This is a genomic window from uncultured Senegalimassilia sp. (genome assembly GCF_902464545.1).
Lineage (GTDB): Bacteria > Actinomycetota > Coriobacteriia > Coriobacteriales > Eggerthellaceae > Senegalimassilia.
In genome coordinates this window covers 24,304-43,468 of record NZ_CABQJR010000017.1, presented here as the reverse complement: position 1 = coordinate 43,468, position 19,165 = coordinate 24,304, and the positions used below count along the sequence as shown (strand labels likewise).

The following is a 19,165-nucleotide window of genomic DNA, read 5'->3' as shown; positions in this document are numbered from 1 at the left end:
GAAGCGCTCGGCCCGCTATTGCCCGACAACATCGTAGGCAGATGCGGCGTCCTCATCCGTTATGTTCACCACAAGCTTATGCGGAAGGCATACGATCTGCTGCCCTGCATTCGAGATCCAACCTTGATCGACGCAGTCTTGGTTGGGGCAGTCGGCCTCGCTCACGCGTACTTTGCCTGATTGCACCTCGACCACGTTCGTGCCTGCGCTCGAGGCCACCGTAAGGACGTCGTCTTTGGAAAGGGGCATCGCGAACGTGTTGCCGTCTGCATCTTGGATGACGGCGGTCCGGGCGTCGACCGCGTTGCCAAGCACGTTGGCTGCCGCGGCGGCAGCCAATGCAAGCGCCGTGATGACCAGCACCGCAATAACGTTGACCCTCATTCGCCTGTATGCCCTCTTTTGAGCAACCGTCATGCTGCACCTACCTCCTTCTATTCGCTCAGGAGCGTGAACCTGGAACCGTTCGACGCCGTGGCTGTGTCGTTCATGTCAACCAGCAAGCCGCTGAAGCGCTCGTCGGAGTTCAGCAGGTCCATGGCTTTGTCGTGCCCCATCAGGAACAGCGTGGTGGAATACGCATCGCCATCGGTGGAGCTGTCGGACACGATCGAGGCGCTTGCCAGGTCCGTCTTCGCCGGATATCCCGTGCGCGGGTCGAGGATGTGGTGGTACAACACGTCCTCGACAGTGAAGCTGCGTTCGTACAGCCCGCTTGTGACCAGGGATTTGTTGCGTGCCGGGATGCTTGCGATCACGTCGTTCGCCGCGCCATTGGGGTCCTGCACGCCAACGTTCCAATCGTCGCCGCGGAAGCTTTCCCCCAGCACGTAGACGTTGCCTCCCAGGGAGAGCATGGCGCTTTTGCATCCCGCTTCCCGCAACATGGAGACCAGGTCGTCGGTGATGAACCCCTTTGCGATTCCGCCAAGGTCGAGCATCGCATCGGGGTCGGTCAGCGTTACCGTGGTGCCATCGACTGAGATCGTTCGGTAGTCGACGTGCTTGACCGCCTCCTTGATCGCATCGTCGTCTGGCTTGATGCCCTCGACGAAATCCCAAAGGCTGGAAACGGCGCCGATGCTGATGTCGAACAGGCCGCCCGAAGCCTCGGAATACGCAAGCGATGCCTCGATGCACCGCGCCGTCTCCTCGGAAACCTCCACCGGTGCGCCGTGCGCTTGGTTGATGTTCCAGATATCGCTGCCTTCCTTCGTGCGCGAGAAGCGGTCCTCGAAGAATCGGCAGCGCTCGGAGATGCGGTCCATCAGCTCGGGCGCGCATAACGCGCTGATTTGGATGACGGTGTCGAACAAAAACAGCGTGAGGGATTGGACCTCGTAAGCTGCGCTATCGGCGCCGTCATCCGCCGTCGCGCCACCTCCTTCGTCGTTTTGCGCCGCCGAGCAGCCTGCCAGCCATGCGGGCATGGCCATTGCGCAAACCGAGCCAGCCGCAAGCATGAGGAACCTTCGGCGTGAGATCGTTCCGTTCTCCATCAACTAAATCCTTTTCGTTTCCTATGCGAACAACCAGAACAGCGCGAAAAGCGCTGCCGCCTTGATCAGCACCAAGGGGACCTCGGTGCCGCGTAGACGTACAAGATATTCCCTGACCTGGGCCTTCTTAGCGCCGGGCGCTTCCGCGAGTCTCGACGCCGCCGCAGCGTTCGGGTTGGGCACGCGCAGCATCGCCACGTTCTCCAGGGGGCATCCGTCGGCGCATCGACCGCACGAGATGCACTCGCCTGCGGTAAGCGCATCGGGATCGGGGTGCACCGACACCGGGCACGAGCGCTTGCACAGCCCGCACCTCTTCGCGCAGCGCGCGGTATCGCGGCGGAAAGCGGAGAAGGGGAGCACCGGCAGCAGGCTGAACACCGCGCCGAGCGGGCAGAGGAACTGGCAGAAGAAACGCTCCACGAACAGCATGCCAAGCGCGATGGCGCCGAGGATGACGAACGCGCCCGCCGCAATGCCGTCGATGTTGCCGGCGATGATGCCCGCGAACGCTGTCCAAGGGCTGTAGCCCGAGATGCTCGACCACGTGCCCGTGAGGCACAGCCCGCAAATGACGACCAGCACCAGGTATTTCAGCAGCTGCAGCGCGCGTTGCAGCTTCGGGAGCAAAAGCGGTTTCCTTGCTCCGATGCCCAGCTTCTTGCGCACGGGGGAGAACAAGGCGAACAGGGCATCGCCCAGCGTTCCGAACGCGCAGGCATAGCCGCAAAAGAAGCGGCCGAACACCACGGTGAACGCCAGCACCGCCGTCAACGTGACGATAAAAGCGCTCAGCTCGATCGGCTGCATGGCTCCGATCTGGGTAAATGCGTATTTCACGCCGTTGAACGCTGCGCTGAACACGGCGGGGAACGCTATGAAGAACGCGATCTGCACCGCCCAGCGCACTCCGCGATTCAGGATGAGGCGGCGATGGCGCGCCAGAGCCTTCGTCTTGATCTTCGCCATGCTATTCGCCATCCTCTGCCGATGTTGCGGCGTCTGCCTGACCGGAGTTGCTTGCTTCAAGCGCTTGAACCGCGCCGTTGATGATGCCGGCCGACGAGAACGTGGCGCCCGATACCGTGTCCACGTTCGGCGTTTGCTTGGCAATCATGTCGTCGATGAGCTTGACGGCCTGTTCCAGGTAGGGGCCGTCCTCGTTGGGGGCGTCCACGACCTGAACGGCGTCGATGTAGCCATCCTTCACGGTGACCTGCGTGGTCACCGGCCCGCCGTATCCTTGGGCGGTGCCCGTGAACACGCCGTCGACGGCATACGGCCCGCGGGTTGCCGCGCGCTCGGCCTCTTGAATCTGCTTTTGAACCATGGCATCGGCGGTGTTGGCATCGGCGGCCCATAGGCTGAAGCCGACCGCCAACGCTCCGATAACCGCAACGTTCACGGTTTTCGCTATGAGGTTTCGCTTGCGTACGAGAAGGTTAAGCACGGTCGGCCTCGCCTCCGCCGTTCGAGGTGCTGCCCGTTTCGCCCTTCCCGGACGCAGCGTCCGAGCCGCCGGCATCGCCCGTTGCGGCGTCGTCCGACGGGTTCGCCTTCTTGTAGGCTTCGTTGGCCAGCTCGAGCGCCTTCTCGTATGCCTTCACGATGGCCTTCGAGGAATAGGTGGAGCGGGATACGACGTCCACGTTGCTCGGGGCCGCGTGCAGATCGATCAGCTGCTTGACGACGCCGACGTACTCCTTGCCGCGAACGACGCGTCCGAACGCCGCCCATTCAAGATACGCATCGTTCGATTCGTCGTATTCCTCGAGCACCGCGTCCTCGTCGGTCGCCTTGTTCGTTCCGTGCACGTCCTTGATCGCGGATGCCTTGCCGTTTTCAACCGTAACGGTCATGGCCAGGTAATACGGTTCGAACGCGTCGGGGTCCTCGGTGTTCTCGCACTTCACGTATACGGTGTAATCTCCGTCAAGGTAGCGGGTCTCGGTTTGCCCACCTTGCGAAGGCTCGTCGACGTCGGGCTTGCTCGGCGAGTCGCCGCTTCCCGTGTTGCCGGAATCGTCCGAGGGTTTATCTGCCGCGGTGCCGTTGCCGGTCTTGACTGCCGCTTGGCGTAGGGCGTCTTCGACAGCGGCCAAGATGCCTTCCGAGGAAAACGTTGCGCCCGACACCGTGTCGACCGCCGTCGTTTGCTTGTCGACGACGGTTGCGATCAGCGATTTCGCGCGGTTGAAATATGCCGCATCGTCGCCTTGGGAAAGGATGTCTATCTTGGAGATCTTCCCTCCTGCGATGGTCACGGCCACGCGAATGGTGCTTTTGTAGCCCTCGCCTTCGCCGCAGTAAGTGCCGTCGGCGTAGCCGCTCGTCGGCACTTGGGTCGGGTTCAACGTTGCGTGGCTTTTGCCCGAAGCGGCGGATGCCGGGGCAGATGAGGCCCCCGTGTCCGATCCCGTCCCGCCTGCGGCCTTTTCAAGAGCGTTCTTGATGGCGACGAGTATACCCTTTGAAGAGTAGGTTGCTCCTGAAATGGTGTCCACCGACGTCGATTGCGCAGCGATGACCGAGCTTATCAGCCTCTTCGCATTGCTGAAATACGGCTCATCGTCGCCCGCGGACACTATTTCGATTGCGATGATCTTGCCGTCGCTGATGGTCACCGCCACCGTGATGGTGCTTTTGAACCCCTGGCCGGAGCCGGTGTAGGTGCCGTCCTTCAGGTTGGAGGCGTCGATTCCGTAGTCCGCCGCGCTGTAGTTCGCATCGGTGGCGGGTTGCGCATCCTGGCGTTCTGCGGTTACCTCGACGGGTTTGATTTCCGTCGTAGCCTGCTCGGTCGATGCGTATGCGTCGGGATTGAACACGAGCGGCTGGTACTGCGCCACGACCAGCGCAATGGCCACGCCCGTCAGCACCGATGGCATCAACAAACCCGCTGTAGCCGCCTTCTGCGGCAACGCTGCGTGCTTGCCCGCCCCCTTTTCTTCGATTCCTTGCGTTGCGTCGTGCATCTCCGCCTCGGCGCGCTCTTCGGTCTTTCGGTCCGTCACGGTCTTCGCTTCTCCTTCAAACGGCCTTATGGCGGAGCCTGGGCTCCGCCATAAGGCTGCACTGCATCGCTTTGGCGCAGGCGGCGAACGCATCTTCGCCGCCTGCGCTTTTATGTTGTGCGGAATCTATTCCCGCATGCGGCGGCGCATGAAGCGCGCGACCGCGGCCAGTGCTGCCGCGCCAATGGCGGCTGCGCCCGTCGCCGCCACCGGGGCGACGTCGCCTGTAGTGGCAAGGCCGGAAGCGGCGCCCGTGCCGGTTGCGCTCGCTGCCGCGCCGCTGTCGGTCCCGCTGTCGGTGCCATTGCCGTTGCCGCTGTCGGTTCCGCTGCCGTCCGTCCCGTCGCCGTTGCCGGTATCGGAGCCACTACCCGATCCGTCCGTCCCGGTGCCGCCGGCAGGCGGATTCTCGACGGTCGGTTTCGCCAGCTGCTCGCGGGCCTGCTTCACGGCGGCCGTTGCGGATTCGACGTCGGCAGTGGATGCGTCCTCATTGTCGAAGAGCTCCTCGGCTGCCTTCACAGCTTGCTGATACGCTGCCCAGCTTTCGGACGTGTAATCGGATTCCTTCAGATTGGAACCGGCTTCGATCTCCGCGCGCAAATCGGCAAGCTGATCGGCCGTGGGGGTTGCGGCGAGCGCGGCTTGGGCGCTCTGCAGGGCGGAAAGCGCGCTGGCAACCTCTTCATCGGTGGCGGAAACGGATTCGTTCACGCCCCGGGCGGCATTGAGCGCTGCCTGGAAAGCGGTCCAGCTGCTTGCCGTGTATGCGTGCTCGCCGTTGTCGAGTTGCAAGGCGGATTGGATGGCGCTCTCAAGCGCGGCCTTGTCGGCAACCTTGGCATACGTGAACTGCAGATTGCTGCTGTAGCCCGTAGCTGCGACCTCGATCTCATATGCGCCGTTCGCGGCGAACACCAGGGAGCCGTCCTTGTTCGCGGCGGCAAGGTTCAGGGAACCGTCTTCGTTGATGATCTTCACGGCGCCCTTGCCCTGGGCGTTGTACACCACGTTGTTCACCGTAACCTGGGAGATGTTGCCCAGATAGTTTGCAAGGTCGCTCTCGGTGGCACCGTCGGCGGCCGTCAGCTTCAGACTGGAGGCATCGAACGCGGCAGCATTCTTCGCCGTTGTCAACGTGAACGTTGCGCTCAAGGGCGCGTACTTGCCGCTCTTGTCGGCGGCAACGAGCGTGTAGCTGCCAGGCTGCGTGCCGGCCGGGATCTTCACGACGGAGCTGTAAGGGCCGGAAGAGGCGTTCGATACTTCGACATTGCCGCTCCAGCCTTCGATGCTGTATTCGGCGTCGAAGCCTTCAGGCAGCGTCGGATTCATACCAATGAGGGAAGTATCGTCGAGCGATGCGCTTTCCTGAATAGAAATGGCGCCTTCATCTGCGGAAACCTTTACCGGAACATACTGATCCATGGCCACGGTGTAGGTACCGGTGGACGTGTAGAACACCACCGACTTGATGGTCTTGCCCATCATCGATTTGTAATAGGTCGAGCTCAGCGGGCTGCCGTGTGCTTCGGTCACGAAGCCACAGCTCCAAGCAAGTTCCTTGCCCTTCCAGATGTTCTCCAGGGCGCGCATGCCGTAGCCCTCGACCTTGCCGGCCTCATCGGCGGCGTTCACCACGGCGCCGTACACGACCGCCTGGTTGCCGTCGGCGTCGACCATCTGCTCGCGCAGATTGCCGAAGTCGATCTCGTAATCGCCGTATTTGCTGTTGGTGGTGAACTCGGCAGCAACATCGGACAGGGCGACGGCGTCCTTGCCTTCGACCGCGCCGAACTTCATGTTGCCGGACTCGTCGACCGTGGCTTCCTTGTAGTTTGCCGGCGTTTCGTTCTCGGGCAGCACGTAGTACGAATAGCTAGGTGCCTGGAACAGGGCGTCGCGACCGGAATAGGTCGTCGTAGAGGTCTTGCCCTTGATGGAGGTGGTGATATCAACGGAATCGGAATCCGTCACGCGCTTGAACTTCGACCAATCGATATCGTCGGAGCTGACCTTAACGGCGAACGTGGCACCCGTGATGTCGCTGCCGTCCGCGTTCACGTGGTAGGAACCGCTGACCAACGAACCGGCCAGCGTCTTCTGCTTCGTGGCGGAAGTCACCACATCCGTACCGGAGTTGTTCTGCTCCGCAGCGTAGAAATCGCTGTACGGGATGTTCATGAGCACATATGAGCCAACCTCGGGATACAGGCTGACCAGCACATCGAGCGCGCCCTGAAGGTGTTTGACCTGCTCGGCAGCTTCCGATTCGCTCAGGTCGGCTTTCTCAAGCAGCTCCTTGGTCTCGGCGGTTTCCGTCTCGATGGAAGAAGCGGTCCACGAGTCCTCGGTGTACTTGGACTTATCAAGTGCGGCGGCCTTGTCGTACAGGCTCTGCAGCTGCGCCTTCGTTGCCTCGGTCACAGGCTCCTTGGCGCCGACGATGTTGTCATCGGTCGCCTGAAAATCCCAAGAAGCGTCGGCATAGCCGAGCGCATGTACCGTTACCGTCCAGTAGCCGGTGCCGTTGGTGCCGTCCGGCAGCTGGCAGCGCAGCGAATCGGTCAGGCCAAGCTGGATGCCCATGGCCTTGTGCATCCAGTTATCGGCGGCGAACTTCGTGCCGAACGTAGCCAGCGCGTTGGTGCGCGTTGCGTCGTTGCCGTAGTACGTCCAGGTCACCGCCTGCATGTTGGCGCCAAGATCGCCGAAGCCTTGCGTGAAGTCAACGCGAAGGAATTCGCCGTAAGAACCGGAGGCATCCTTGACGGTTGCGCCCATGCTGGCCAAGTCAGCCGTCTTGAGCGCCTGGTCCTTGATGCCGGAATCCGTGCCGGTCGCCGCAGCGGAGAAGCTGCAGGAACCATCGGAAACCGTAACGGTCTTCAGGCCGTTGGTGTCGGCATCGACATCGGCTACCAGGCCGGAATACGATGAAAGCTGCCCCTCGCCATAGCCGCCGGCGAGCGTGTCGCCGTTCGCCACGAACCTATGCGTTGCTTTGAAAGCGTCCAGGTCAGAGGTCTTCACCTTAACCGGCACGTACTTCAAGCCCGTGACCTCGTAGTCCTTCAGGGTGTAGCTAGCGCCATCGCAGGTCATGGCGCCGCGGTTCCACGTTACGGTCTTGCCGTCGGTGGTGGTAAACGACTTACCGTCGGTGGCCCAGGTCGCCAGCTCGAAGGTTGCGCCCTCGTTGGTGTAGATGGTGGCCATGCACTGATAGCTGCCGCGATGCAGGCCGTGATTGGCGGTGGCGCGGGTGACCGCGTCGAACGCGCCCTTATCGGCTTCGTTGCGAGAGTCCAGGTCGCTGGAGCTTGCTGCGGATCCTGCAGCTTGGACTCCCTCGGCTGCCCAATACTCGGCCCAGGTCAAACCAGCGTAACCATAGGTGTATTCATCCTCTGCCGGCTTTGCATTCTGCTCGTCGTAAGCCGCCTGGAGGGCGTTGTCGACCGCGGCCTTGATAGCGTTCGAAGAGATTGTCGCCGTAGTGACAGCGTCGATACTGTTGGTATTGCCGGCGTTCTCGATCTGGCTGACAACGCCCTCGTAAGATGTTCCTCTTTTATCGTAGCCGTTCACGGCCCTGTCCATGCGATCCCAGTCGTCATCACCAAGAGAGCTATAGTCGGCGACTTTCACCTTCGAGATCTTCGAACCCGCAACGGTTACCGTAACCGAGACGGTGTAGCTCTCCGCGTTCCACTCATCGCCCTTGTTCAGGGAATCGTTGGAGTCGGCTACGGCCTTGCCCTGGTATTCGCCGTCTGCGATCTTCGTCAAATCATAGGATGCTTCTTGCGCGGAGACGGCGCTTTCGCCCCCCGACAAGGTATAATCCTCGATTGAGCTGGAAGACGTTTCCGCGTCTTCGCTCGCTAGAGGGGCAGCCGTTTCAGTGTTGGTAGCATCGGAGCCGGCTGCCCCTTCTATTTCGCTGCCGTCGGTTTGGGCGAGTGCCGTCGCCGGGGTCAGCGATAACGTAAGCGCCATGGCCATCACGCCTTTGGAGGCATTGCCTCCCGCTGAGGCCAGGACGCGTCGAATCGCATTGCGTTCGATCATCCCGTTTCCTTTCTTCGATTGTTTATGCGGGTGCGCTTCCCTGCGCCCATATCATCTGGAGGTTCACCGATGCGGAGTCACGGGCAAAAGCCCCCGTACCGGCGAATCTGTGAATGGCGATAATGTACGCGCAGGTTAACTAAGTCAAAAGGATAACCCAAAGCTAACTATGTTTGCCATACAAAACATAGTTCCCCTATATAGCTTTCAGCTTCGCTCCCGCGGGAAAGCCGCGAAGAGGCGGTCGCGGCTTGCTTTCAGCCCGCTCGGGCAGGTGGGTCCGGCTGCGTGTCGCGAGTGCCCCCTTGCGCCCGCAGAGCCCTGCGCACTCGCAAGGCCCGCCAGTCGGCAACTCCTTCGCGCCCGCAATCCGCCAGCTCGCAATCCCGCATCCGCAAAAGCCCCTCGCTCGCAATCTTTTCGCGACCCGCAAACCAGCAAGTCGTTGTGCCCGCAGGCCCCGCCCACGCAAAAGGCCCCGCGAACGCGGGGCCTTCAATCTGCGGTTATTTCGTTTTCCAAACTTTCACCCGGCAGCAGTTCACGGCTTCGCCGCCGATGGGCGTGTAGTCGATGTTGGAGTATGTGACCACCGTGTCGTTCTGGCCGCTGGAAGCCAGCCACTCGCCGTAGTCGTCGGCTCCGTTCTCCGCGGACAGCGCGAAATATCGCTTGCCCTGCGGGTCGACGCCGCACACGGCGCTCGTGGACTTCACCATCAGCCAGTTGCCGCACCACGCCGGCGCGGTGGTGGGCGTGCGGTCGAAGCGCAGCCACTTCTGCGCGCTGTAGCCGCCGCTGCCCGGTGACTCGGCGGGGGCGTATGTGCCCAAGTTGGCGATGCCGTCGCCGTAGCTGTACGTGGCGTCGAACGCGAACGTGAAACCGGTCTTGCCGTAGCCTGCCTCGAGCGGCTTCATGGACGCGGGAAGCGTCAGGGTATCGGTGACGTTGCCGTTCTCGCTCACGCGCGTGAGCTGGTAATACGACGAAGCGCCGGTGACGCGCGGCGTGATGACCACACCGTCGCCCGCGGCATACGGGGCGGTTGCCATGCGGCCGGCGGACTCGTACACCACGCTGGCGTCCGAGCTGCCCATGGAGGCGCTCTTGAGCTGCGCAATCAGCGACGCCGCGGTGACGGTGCTGTCGGCTTGCGGCATGACCTGCCAGAACGCGTGCCCGCCCACGGCGGCGATGGTGGGGGTCTCGAACTGATCGGAGGAACCCTCGTCGAGCTGCTGGATGTTGGAGAGCGCGTCGCCGTTTGAGTTCAGCTTCCCGGCGAAGATCCGCCAGGTGCCGTCCATGATGTTCGCCTCGGTCCACACCACGCCCTGAGAGGTGCAGCGCGCGTCGTAGATCTCGAAACCCTCGTCCTGCCCGCGTGCCTTGTCCAGCACCACGGCCGACGTGCCCGACGACAGGGCCAGCGTGGCCACCTGCGCCAGCGGCTTTGCCTTCTCCGTGGGAATCAGGCAGCAGGCGAACTTCGAATCGTTGCACCAGACCAGGGAGCCGTAGGGCAGGTCGTAGGAGCCCTGCTGCTCTGCGCAATCGTCGGTGTTCTCCACCTGCGACAGGTCGGAGATGGAGAAGACGGCGTCGGTGGGCACCTTCAGCGTTTGGATGTCGGGCGTGGAAGAACCCTTGCCGCCTGCGACCGCGGCGACGCCGGCGCCCGCAGCGGCCAGCACGCCCACGCCGAGCGCGCCCAACAGCAGGCCGCGGCGCGTGATGAGCGTCTGCCCGCCGTCGCCGACGGCAGGCCGCGGGGTGCCGCGGCCGGTGGGGGAGCCGCCGGAGATCCCGATGCCGCCCAGACCCGGCGTGCCGGAGAGCGGGGTGGGGGTGGCGGCGCCTACGTAGGTGCCGGTATCGCGACGTGCGCGACCGGCTGCGGCGCGCTGGGCGCGCACCTGCGTGCGCTGCGCGGTGCGTGCCGCAGGGGCGCTCGCCTTAGCCGCCGCCCGGGGTGCGGAAGCGGCGCGCGGGGCCGTGCTTTTCACCTTCCCATGTGCGGAAACGCCGCGACCGGCGGTACGCGGGCGTGCGGAGGCGCCGCGCAAGGGGCGGGCCGGCTGCGCGGCTCGTCTGCTCGTGCGGGTTGCTCGGGAGGGTTGGCGGCCTGCGCCGCCCTGTGGTGTCCTTTGGGTTGCCATGGCGGTAATTATGTCATTTCGCCTACAGGCGCGAGGGGGTTTGACTTGACTTGTTACAATAAACCCAAACACCCTTCACCCGCACGGCCGCGCAAAGGGGACGTGCGTGCGAGGTGATGAAAGCATGGAAAGCAGCTTCCTAAGGAGTGAACCATGAGCAACGAAACCAGGCGCATCCTGCTGGTGGAGGACGAGAAGGCCATCCGCGATGCCGTAACCGCATATCTTGAGCGCGAGAGTTATTGGGTAACCGCCGTCGGCGACGGCCAGGAGGCGCTGGAGGAATTCTCCAAGCACCACTTCGACCTGGTCATCCTCGACCTCATGCTCCCGCGCGTTCCCGGCGAGCGCGTCTGCCGCGCCATCCGCGACAACTCCGACGTGCCCATCATCATGCTCACCGCCAAGGGCGAGGTCGAGGATCGCATCATCGGCCTGGAGCTGGGCGCCGACGACTATCTGGTCAAGCCGTTCAGCCCGCGCGAGCTGGTCGCCCGCGCCCGCGCGCTGCTGCGCCGCGTGCACGCCGATTCCGAGCCCCAGCGCGAGGTGCTCGAGTTCGGCGAGCTCACCATCGACGTGTCCGGCCACAAGGTCATGGTCTCCGGCAAGGAGATCGACCTCACGGCCAGCGAGTTCAAGCTGCTCACCACGCTGTCCCGCTACCCGGGCCGCGTGTACTCTCGTATGGAGCTGGTCGAGAAGGTGCTCGGCTATGACTTCGAGGGCTACGAGCGCACCATCGACTCCCACGTGAAGAACCTGCGCGCCAAGATCGGCGACAACCCGCGCAACCCCAAGTGGCTGCACACCGTGCACGGCGTGGGCTACCGCTTCGAAGACCCCACCAAGCAGGGTCAGTAAGCTAGCCGCCGCGCGGCCGCCAGCGCTCGGCCGCGCCTCCCTTCCCAGAAGAAAGGCCGCGAGCCCACGTGGATACCGATACCAACACAACGCAAGACGCTCCTTCGACCGGCTCCGCCACCACGGGGCCGGTCGTGGTTGAGCGCCCCTCCGAGGAAAAGAAAAGGCGCAAGCCGTACCAGGGCGTGGTGAACTGGTGGAACAGCCTGACGTACACCACGCGCATGACCATGGCGTTCGCCCTGATCGCCGCCATGACCGCCATGGTGGCCATCGGCGTGCTGTCGTTCGTGTGGCAGCAACATTTCCATACCTACACGCAGGAGAACATGGAGTCGCTCGCCGAAAGCACGGCAACGCGCATCGAGGAGGTGTACAACACCTCCCACACCCTGCACGACCCGCAGGTCGAGGCCGTGGCGAAGTACGCCGAAAGCCTGAACAGCGGCGTGGGCGTGGCCGTTATCGACAACACCACGGGCAAGGCCGTGTACGATTCCTCGGCGGTCACCATCGACGACGGCACGGGGTCGTCCCGAAGCGAATCGGGCGCGGGCATGTCGCCGAACTCGGACAGCGGGCGCACCTTGGCGCCGCCGGTCAGCGCCAGCCAGCAGTTCGCCAGCGCGCCCATCGAGTATGGCGGTGCGGCCGTAGGGTCCGTGCGCATCTGGGTGTACGGAAGCGAAACCCTGCTCACGCAGGCCGACGAGCAGTTCTCCAACAACTCCTACCAGGCAATGGTGTTCGCAACGGTGCTGGCCATCGTGCTGGCGTCGTGCATCGGCTTCCTGTTCGCGCGCACCCTGGTGCGCCCCGTCAACACCATGGCGCAGACCGCCCGCGCCATCAAGGAAGGCGACCTGTCGGCGCGCACGGGCATCCGCGGCGAGGACGAGATCGCGCGCCTGGGCATGACCTTCGACGAGATGGCCGACTCCATCGAGCGCGACCGCAAGCTCGAACGCCGCCTGACCACCGACGTCGCGCATGAGCTGCGCACGCCGCTCATGGCCATCCAGGCAACGGTCGAGGCCATGGTCGACGGCGTGTTCGATGCCGACGAGGAGCGCCTTGAAACGGTGAACGGCGAGGTCAAACGTCTAAGCCGTTTGGTCGACGCCATCCTGAAGCTTTCGCGCCTGGAGAATCGCAGCACGCCCATGAAGAAGGAAGTGCTCGAGGTGGGCGACCTCATCAGCGGCATCATCGCCACGCACGAGGCCTACGTGTCCGACTCGGGCCTCAAGCTCATCTACGAGGTGGAGCGCGGCGTGCGCGTGCGCGGCGATGCGGACATGATCCGTCAAGCCACAGCCAACCTCATCTCCAACGCGGTGCGCTACACGCCCGAAGGCGGCACCATCACCGTCAGCGTGTCCAGCCACGAGGGCATGTGCGCTATCGCCGTGCGCGACACGGGCATCGGCCTTTCGCCCGACGAGGCGAAGATGGTGTTCTCCCGCTTCTGGCGCGCGGACGCCGGCCGCACGCGCGAAAGCGGCGGCCTGGGCATCGGCCTTTCCGTGGTGAAGGAGATCGTCGACCGCCACAACGGCTACGTGGACGTCGAGGGCGAGAAGGGCGTGGGCGCCTGCTTCACCATCAACCTGCCGCTGTACTACGAGGGCGACGAGCAGCGCGAGCAGCGTCAACAGCAGCGCCAGCAGCAACAGCAGCAGCGCGAGCAGCAGCTGCAACAGCGCCAGCAGCAGCGCGAGGCGCAACGGCAGCAGAAGGAGCAGCAACGCGCGCAGCAACATGCGCAGAAAACGGGGATACCGTTCGGGCGGTCGCACGACGACGGAAAATAGACGATAATGGCAACGTTACAGTCACGCCGCAAACGGCGCGCAAATGCCGGCTGGGCGCCGCCCGCGCCCGGCGCAACTCTCATGGGGAAAGGATAAGCAGGCATGAGCGGAATCGATATCAAGCCGGACGCACAGGGCAAGGTGCGCGACATCTACGACCTGGGCGACAAGCTGCTGATGGTGGCCACCGACCGCATCTCGGCGTTCGATTACATCCTGGAGGACGAGATCCCGCATAAGGGCGCGGTGCTCACGCAGATCTCGCTGTTCTGGCTCGACCAGCTCAAGGACGTCATCGGCAATCATCTGATCAGCGCCGACGTGGCCGACCTGCCCGAGCAGTTCAAGCCCTACGCCGACTACCTGCGCGGCCGCTTCATGCTGGTGAAGAAGGCCGAGATGTTCCCCGTCGAGTGCATCGTGCGCGGCTATCTTGCCGGCAGCGGCCTGAAGGAGTACCAGAAGCAGGGCACCGTGTGCGGCATCCAGCTGCCCGAGGGCCTGGTGAACTCCTCCAAGCTCCCCGAGCCCATCTTCACGCCCTCCACGAAGGCCGAGATCGGCGACCACGATGAGAACATCAGCTTCGAGCGCTGCGCGGAGATCCTCGGCGAGGACGCCGCCACGCAGCTGCGCGACCTGGCCATCAAGGTGTACTCCGTCGCCCGCGACCACGCTGCCGAGAACGGCATCATCATCGCCGACACGAAGTTCGAGTTCGGCGTCATCGACGGCCAGATTATCCTGGCCGACGAGGTGCTCACGCCCGACTCCAGCCGCTTCTGGCCGGGCGATGCCTACGAGCCGGGCCGCGACCAGGCCAGCTTCGACAAGCAGTACGTGCGCGACTGGCTCAACGCCAACTGGGACCGTCAGGGCAACCCCCCGCATCTGCCCCAGGAGGTCATCGAACGCACCAGCCAGAAGTACATCGCGGCTTACGAGAAGATCTCCGGCAAGAAGTTCGAGTTCTAGCCCCAGGCCCGGCAGGGCCGCATAAGCAGTACAGGTTCGCAAGGGCGCATGCGGCGTCCCGGATCGGCCCCAGGCAAGCGGCGCCGGCGTCAAGCCGGGCCGCGCGCCGAAGGAGATGCGGGGCGCCGCACGCGACCGCAGCAGAAGAAGGTTCGCCTGCCGGCAGGCGGGCGAAGGAGTGAGAATGACACAACGCAACCCCATGAACGAGCGCTACCAATCCGAGGACCGCAAGGGCGCCACGCGCAAGTCGGCCGCTTCCGCGAAGCCGGTCTCGAAGGCCGCATCCTCGGTGCGCATCCAGTCCACGAAGAAGACGCCCCAGCAGAAGAAGGCCGAGCGCAAGCAGCAGCGCGCCAAGGACGCCGAGCGCGATCGCCAGTTCTACAACCCGCCTACCGCCGAGTACAAGCGCCTGCGCAAGATCTGGTGGGTGTGCCTGATCCTGGCCATCGTCCTGACCGTGGTCAGCTTCGCCGGCAACAACCTCGGCATGCCCGCGCCCATCATGTACGTCACCCTGGCGCTGGCCTACGTGTTCATCATCGCCGCCCTCTACATCGACATGGGCAAGTGCCGCAAGGCGCGCCAGAAGTACGCCGACGAGGTGCTCAACCACCCCACCAAGGAGATGCGCGCCGCCGAGAAGAAGGCCAAGGCGCAGCAGCGCGCCGCCGAGAAGCAGGCGGCCGAGCAGCCCGCCGAGTCCGAGCCCCAGAAGAAGGGCCTGTTCGGCTTCGGCAAAAAGAAGAAGGACGAGTAGGCACGGCCAAACAGGCCGCCAGCCCGTCTCGGCCCAGCAAGACGGAAAACAAACGGGTGCCCGCGCGGTGCCCGCTTGCATTTTAGGAAGGAAGCGGGGCAGGGCCGTCGCCCTTGTCCCGCACGATCGCGGATGGCTCGCCATCTGCACATACGACTAGGAAGGACGTCCATGGTTTCCCGCATCTATGTGGAGAAGAAGCCCGGCTTCGACGTTGAGGCCCAGCAGCTGGCGCACGAGCTGCGCAGCATCCTGGGCATCACCTCGCTCGAGGGTTTGCGCCTGGTGAACCGCTACGACGTGGAGGGCATCTCGCAGGAGCTGTTCGATCAGTGCGTTCCCACCGTGTTCAGCGAGCCCCAGGTCGATGTCGCCTCGACCGAGCTGCCCCAGGCCGACGGCGCGCAGGTGTTCGCCGTGGAGTTCCTGCCCGGCCAGTTCGACCAGCGCGCGGCTTCGGCAAGCGAGTGCATCCAGCTGATCAGCCAGGGCGAGCGCCCCGAGGTCCGCAGCGCGAAGGTGTACCTGCTGTCCGGCCCGCTGTCCGATCAGGACGTCCAGGCCATCAAGCATTACGTCATCAACCCCATCGAGGCGCGCGAGGCAACGCTTGAGCAGCGCGACACGCTGGCCATGGCGCAGCCCCAGCCCGAGCCGGTCGAGGTGCTCGAGGGCTTCCTCGACCTTGACGCCGCGGGCCTGGCGCAGTTCATCGCCGACCGCGAGCTGGCTATGGACGAGGCCGACCTGGCGTTTTGCCAGCAGTACTTCCAGAGCGAGGGCCGCTGCCCGACCATCACCGAGATCAAGATGATTGACACCTACTGGTCCGATCACTGCCGCCACACCACGTTCGGCACCGAGATGACCGACGTTGCCATCGACGACCCGCGCGTGCAGGCCGCCTTCGACCAGTATATGGACATGCGCAACGAGCTGGGTCGCCAGGCCAAGCCCGTCTGCCTGATGGACATGGGCACCATCGGCGCGAAGTGGCTCAAGTCCAAGGGCGTGCTCACGGGCCTGGACGAGTCCGAGGAGATCAACGCCTGCACGGTGAAGTGCAAGGTGGACGTCGACGGCGAGGAGCAGGACTGGCTGTACCTGTTCAAGAACGAGACGCACAACCATCCCACGGAGATCGAGCCGTTCGGCGGCGCGGCAACGTGCCTGGGCGGCGCCATCCGCGACCCCTTGTCGGGCCGCAGCTACGTGTACCAGGCCATGCGCGTCACCGGTGCCGCCAACCCGCTGGCGCCCGTGTCCGAGACGCTGCCCGGCAAGCTGCCGCAGCGCAAGCTGGTCACCACGGCCGCTGCTGGCTATTCCAGCTACGGCAACCAGATCGGTCTGGCAACCGGCCAGGTCAACGAGCTGTATCACCCCGGTTACGTGGCCAAGCGCATGGAGATCGGCGCCGTTGTTGCCGCAACGCCTGCCGACCATGTGCGCCGCGAGACGCCCGAGGCGGGCGACGTGGTGGTGCTGCTGGGCGGCCGCACCGGCCGTGACGGCATCGGTGGCGCCACGGGCAGCTCCAAGGAGCACAACCTGGAGTCGCTGGAGCATTGCGGCGCCGAGGTGCAGAAGGGCAATCCGCCCGAGGAGCGCAAGATCCAGCGCCTGTTCCGCCGCGGCGAGGCCACGCGCCTCATCAAGCGCTGCAACGACTTCGGTGCGGGCGGCGTGTCCGTCGCCATCGGCGAGCTGGCCGACGGCCTGCGCATCAACCTGAACAAGGTGCCGAAGAAGTACGAGGGTCTGGACGGCACCGAGCTGGCCATCTCCGAGTCCCAGGAGCGCATGGCCTGTGCTATCGCCGCTTCCGACGTGGACGAGTTCCTGCGCTATGCGCGCGAGGAGAACCTCGAGGCCACCGTGGTCGCCGAGGTCACCGACGATGCGCGCGTGCGCGTCATGTGGAACGACAGCGCCATCATCGACCTCAGCCGCGAGTTCCTGGCGAGCAACGGCGCGCCGAAGCAGCAGGCCGTGCATGTGGGCCAGGCGGGCGCCTACGAGCGCACGTGGGAAGGCGATACCCTTGCGCAGCGTATGAATTCCCTGGTCACCGACCTGAACGTGTGCTCGAACAAGGGCCTGTCCGAGCGCTTCGACTCCACCATCGGCGCGGCCACGGTGCTCATGCCCTTCGGCGGCAAGAACCAGCTGACGCCGGCGCAGGCCATGGTCGCCAAGCTGCCCGTGGGCGGCGAGACCACCACGTGCAGCGGCATGGCCTGGGGCTTCAACCCCTACCTCACCGAGGCCGACCAGTTCACCGGCTCGTACGTTGCCGTGGTCGAATCGGTCGCGCGCCTGGTGGCTGCCGGTTTCAAGCGCCAGGATATGTACCTGACGTTCCAGGAGTACTTCGAAAGCCTGCGCGGCGACGCGAAGCGCTGGGGCAAGCCCACGGCTGCCGTCCTGGGCGCGCTCATGGCGCAGGTCGATCTGGGCATCGGCTCCATCGGCGGCAAGGACTCCATGTCCGGCAGCTTCGAGCAGCTCGACGTGCCGCCCACGCTCGTGTCGTTCGCCACGGCGGTGGGCAAGGTCGGTCGCGTGACGTCCCCCGAGTTCAAGGGTGCCGGCCATCGCGTGGCGCTGGTCGCCCCGCGCTGCTACGACGCCGAGGGCATCGCGCCTGCGGCAGAGGATGCGCTGGCGGCCATGGACGCCGTGCAGGAGCTCATCGGCAACGGTGCTGCGCTGGCGGTTTGCACGCCGGGTTACGGCTGCATGGCCGAGTCGCTGTTCAAGATGTGCGTGGGCAACGGCCTGGGCGTGAAGCTCGACGACGTCGACGTCGACGCGCTGTTCGCGCCCGCGTACGGCAGCTTCCTGGTGGAGCTGGCAGATAACGCACAGCTGCCCGCCGCAACCGACAACCTGGACGTGGTCGTGCTGGGCACCACTACCGAGGACTACTGCTTCATCGCCGCGGGCGAGGAGCTCGACATGGCCGCGCTGCAGGAGGCATGGGAGGGCGCCATCGAGAGCGTGTACCCGTACCGCCAGGAGGGCGAGGCCGTGAAGCAGGTGACGGTGGACAACCGCCTGCCGCTCACGTACAACGGCACCATCGCGCGCCCGCGTGTGATCATCCCCGTGTTCCCGGGCACGAACTGCGAGTACGATTCCGCTCGCGCGTTCGAGCAGGCGGGCGCCGTGGCCGACACGCTGGTCATCAACAACCTCACGCCCTCGGCCGTTGCCGAGAGCACGAAGGCGCTGGTGGAGGCCATCAAGAACAGCCAGATCATCATGCTGCCCGGCGGCTTCTCCGGCGGCGATGAGCCCGACGGTTCGGCGAAGTTCATCACGGCCTTCTTCCGCGCCCCCGAGGTCACCGAGGCCGTGCGCGACCTGCTGTTCAACCGCGATGGCCTGATGCTGGGCATCTGCAACGGCTTCCAGGCGCTCGTGAAGCTGGGCCTGGTGCCGTACGGCGACATCCGCCCCATGGACGACGAGTGCCCCACGCTCACGTTCAACACCATCGGCCGCCATCAGAGCCGCCTGGTGCGCACGCGCGTGGCCAGCAACCTGAGCCCCTGGCTGTCCCAGTGCGAGCCCGGCGATATCCACACCGTGGCCATCAGCCACGGCGAGGGCCGCTTCGTGTGCAGCCCTGAGCTGCAGCACCAGCTCGAGGCCACGGGCCGCATCGCCACGCAGTACGTTGACGAGGCCGGCCAGCCCAGCATGGATTGGGACGTGAACCCCAACGGCTCCGTCATGGCCATCGAGGGCATCACCAGCCCCGACGGTCGCGTGCTCGGCAAGATGGGCCACGTGGAGCGCCGCGGCGACGGTCTGTACAAGAACGTTCCGGGCAACAAGTTCATGCCCCTGTTCGAAAGCGGCGTGAAGTACTTCACGGACTAGAATGCGAATGCGCCGGCCATTCCGCCGGCGCAACGTTTGAGAATCGATAGCGCCCTGTCGGCTTTTGCCGGCAGGGCGTTTTGGGTTGCAGGCGCCTTCGGCTCCTTTT

General features: G+C 64.5%; 12 protein-coding genes. 5 read left to right on the top strand and 7 right to left on the bottom strand.

Annotation, left to right across the window (positions count from 1 at the left end; translation table 11 throughout):
- Positions 1–15: 15 nt before the first annotated feature.
- The 7 genes from RDW26_RS06120 to RDW26_RS06090 form a co-directional block, all read right to left on the bottom strand.
- Complete coding sequence (locus RDW26_RS06120) at positions 16–384, bottom strand: NusG domain II-containing protein (RefSeq protein ID WP_307982918.1); 369 nt, start codon at positions 382–384, stop codon at positions 16–18.
- Between the two features lie 50 nt (positions 385–434).
- The gene (locus RDW26_RS06115) at positions 435–1,499 is read right to left on the bottom strand and encodes an FAD:protein FMN transferase (protein WP_307982917.1); all 1,065 of its coding nucleotides are present in this window, start codon (positions 1,497–1,499) and stop codon (positions 435–437) included.
- Positions 1,500–1,520: 21 nt separating this feature from the next.
- On the bottom strand, positions 1,521–2,468 hold the full coding sequence (locus tag RDW26_RS06110; protein WP_307982916.1) for a 4Fe-4S binding protein: 948 nt from the start codon (positions 2,466–2,468) through the stop codon (positions 1,521–1,523).
- Position 2,469: 1 nt separating this feature from the next.
- Entirely contained in the window at positions 2,470–2,949 is a 480-nt protein-coding gene (locus RDW26_RS06105) for an FMN-binding protein (RefSeq protein ID WP_307982915.1), read from the bottom strand.
- Positions 2,942–4,513: an FMN-binding protein gene (locus RDW26_RS06100; protein WP_307982914.1), complete on the bottom strand. Its 1,572-nt coding sequence runs from the start codon at positions 4,511–4,513 to the stop codon at positions 2,942–2,944. The genes RDW26_RS06105 and RDW26_RS06100 overlap by 8 nt, the downstream gene beginning before the upstream one ends.
- A 126-nt stretch (positions 4,514–4,639) precedes the next feature.
- Positions 4,640–8,587: a penicillin-binding Tp47 domain C-containing protein gene (locus RDW26_RS06095; RefSeq protein ID WP_307982913.1), complete on the bottom strand. Its 3,948-nt coding sequence runs from the start codon at positions 8,585–8,587 to the stop codon at positions 4,640–4,642.
- Between the two features lie 506 nt (positions 8,588–9,093).
- The gene (locus RDW26_RS06090) at positions 9,094–10,596 is read right to left on the bottom strand and encodes a hypothetical protein (RefSeq protein WP_307982912.1); all 1,503 of its coding nucleotides are present in this window, start codon (positions 10,594–10,596) and stop codon (positions 9,094–9,096) included.
- Positions 10,597–10,902: 306 nt separating this feature from the next.
- Here RDW26_RS06090 and RDW26_RS06085 point away from each other — a divergent pair, with 306 nt between their 5' ends.
- The 5 genes from RDW26_RS06085 to RDW26_RS06065 all read left to right on the top strand — a co-directional run bounded on the left by RDW26_RS06085 (position 10,903) and on the right by RDW26_RS06065 (position 19,056).
- Positions 10,903–11,613 carry a response regulator transcription factor gene (locus RDW26_RS06085; RefSeq protein WP_307982911.1) on the top strand — a complete coding sequence of 237 codons (711 nt, stop codon included), beginning with the start codon at positions 10,903–10,905 and terminating at the stop codon, positions 11,611–11,613.
- 68 nt (positions 11,614–11,681) lie between these two features.
- A complete protein-coding gene (locus RDW26_RS06080) occupies positions 11,682–13,427 on the top strand; it encodes a HAMP domain-containing sensor histidine kinase (protein WP_307982910.1) in 1,746 nt (581 codons plus the stop codon).
- Positions 13,428–13,529: 102 nt separating this feature from the next.
- The gene (locus tag RDW26_RS06075; protein WP_307982909.1) at positions 13,530–14,402 is read left to right on the top strand and encodes a phosphoribosylaminoimidazolesuccinocarboxamide synthase; all 873 of its coding nucleotides are present in this window, start codon (positions 13,530–13,532) and stop codon (positions 14,400–14,402) included.
- Between the two features lie 184 nt (positions 14,403–14,586).
- Positions 14,587–15,165: a hypothetical protein gene (locus RDW26_RS06070; protein WP_307982908.1), complete on the top strand. Its 579-nt coding sequence runs from the start codon at positions 14,587–14,589 to the stop codon at positions 15,163–15,165.
- A 171-nt stretch (positions 15,166–15,336) separates the two neighbouring features.
- Positions 15,337–19,056 carry a phosphoribosylformylglycinamidine synthase gene (locus tag RDW26_RS06065; protein WP_307982907.1) on the top strand — a complete coding sequence of 1,240 codons (3,720 nt, stop codon included), beginning with the start codon at positions 15,337–15,339 and terminating at the stop codon, positions 19,054–19,056.
- Positions 19,057–19,165: the final 109 nt, after the last annotated feature.

Bases quoted from the DNA above. Each gene is read 5' to 3' on its own strand.
- RDW26_RS06065 (WP_307982907.1), top strand. From the start codon at position 15,337: ATGGTTTCCCGCATCTATGTGGAGAAGAAGCCCGGCTTCGACGTTGAG.
- RDW26_RS06110 (WP_307982916.1), bottom strand. From the start codon at position 2,468: ATGGCGAAGATCAAGACGAAGGCTCTGGCGCGCCATCGCCGCCTCATC.
- RDW26_RS06075 (WP_307982909.1), top strand. From the start codon at position 13,530: ATGAGCGGAATCGATATCAAGCCGGACGCACAGGGCAAGGTGCGCGAC.
- RDW26_RS06120 (WP_307982918.1), bottom strand. From the start codon at position 384: ATGAGGGTCAACGTTATTGCGGTGCTGGTCATCACGGCGCTTGCATTG.
- RDW26_RS06095 (WP_307982913.1), bottom strand. From the start codon at position 8,587: ATGATCGAACGCAATGCGATTCGACGCGTCCTGGCCTCAGCGGGAGGC.
- RDW26_RS06085 (WP_307982911.1), top strand. From the start codon at position 10,903: ATGAGCAACGAAACCAGGCGCATCCTGCTGGTGGAGGACGAGAAGGCC.
- RDW26_RS06115 (WP_307982917.1), bottom strand. From the start codon at position 1,499: ATGGAGAACGGAACGATCTCACGCCGAAGGTTCCTCATGCTTGCGGCT.
- RDW26_RS06070 (WP_307982908.1), top strand. From the start codon at position 14,587: ATGACACAACGCAACCCCATGAACGAGCGCTACCAATCCGAGGACCGC.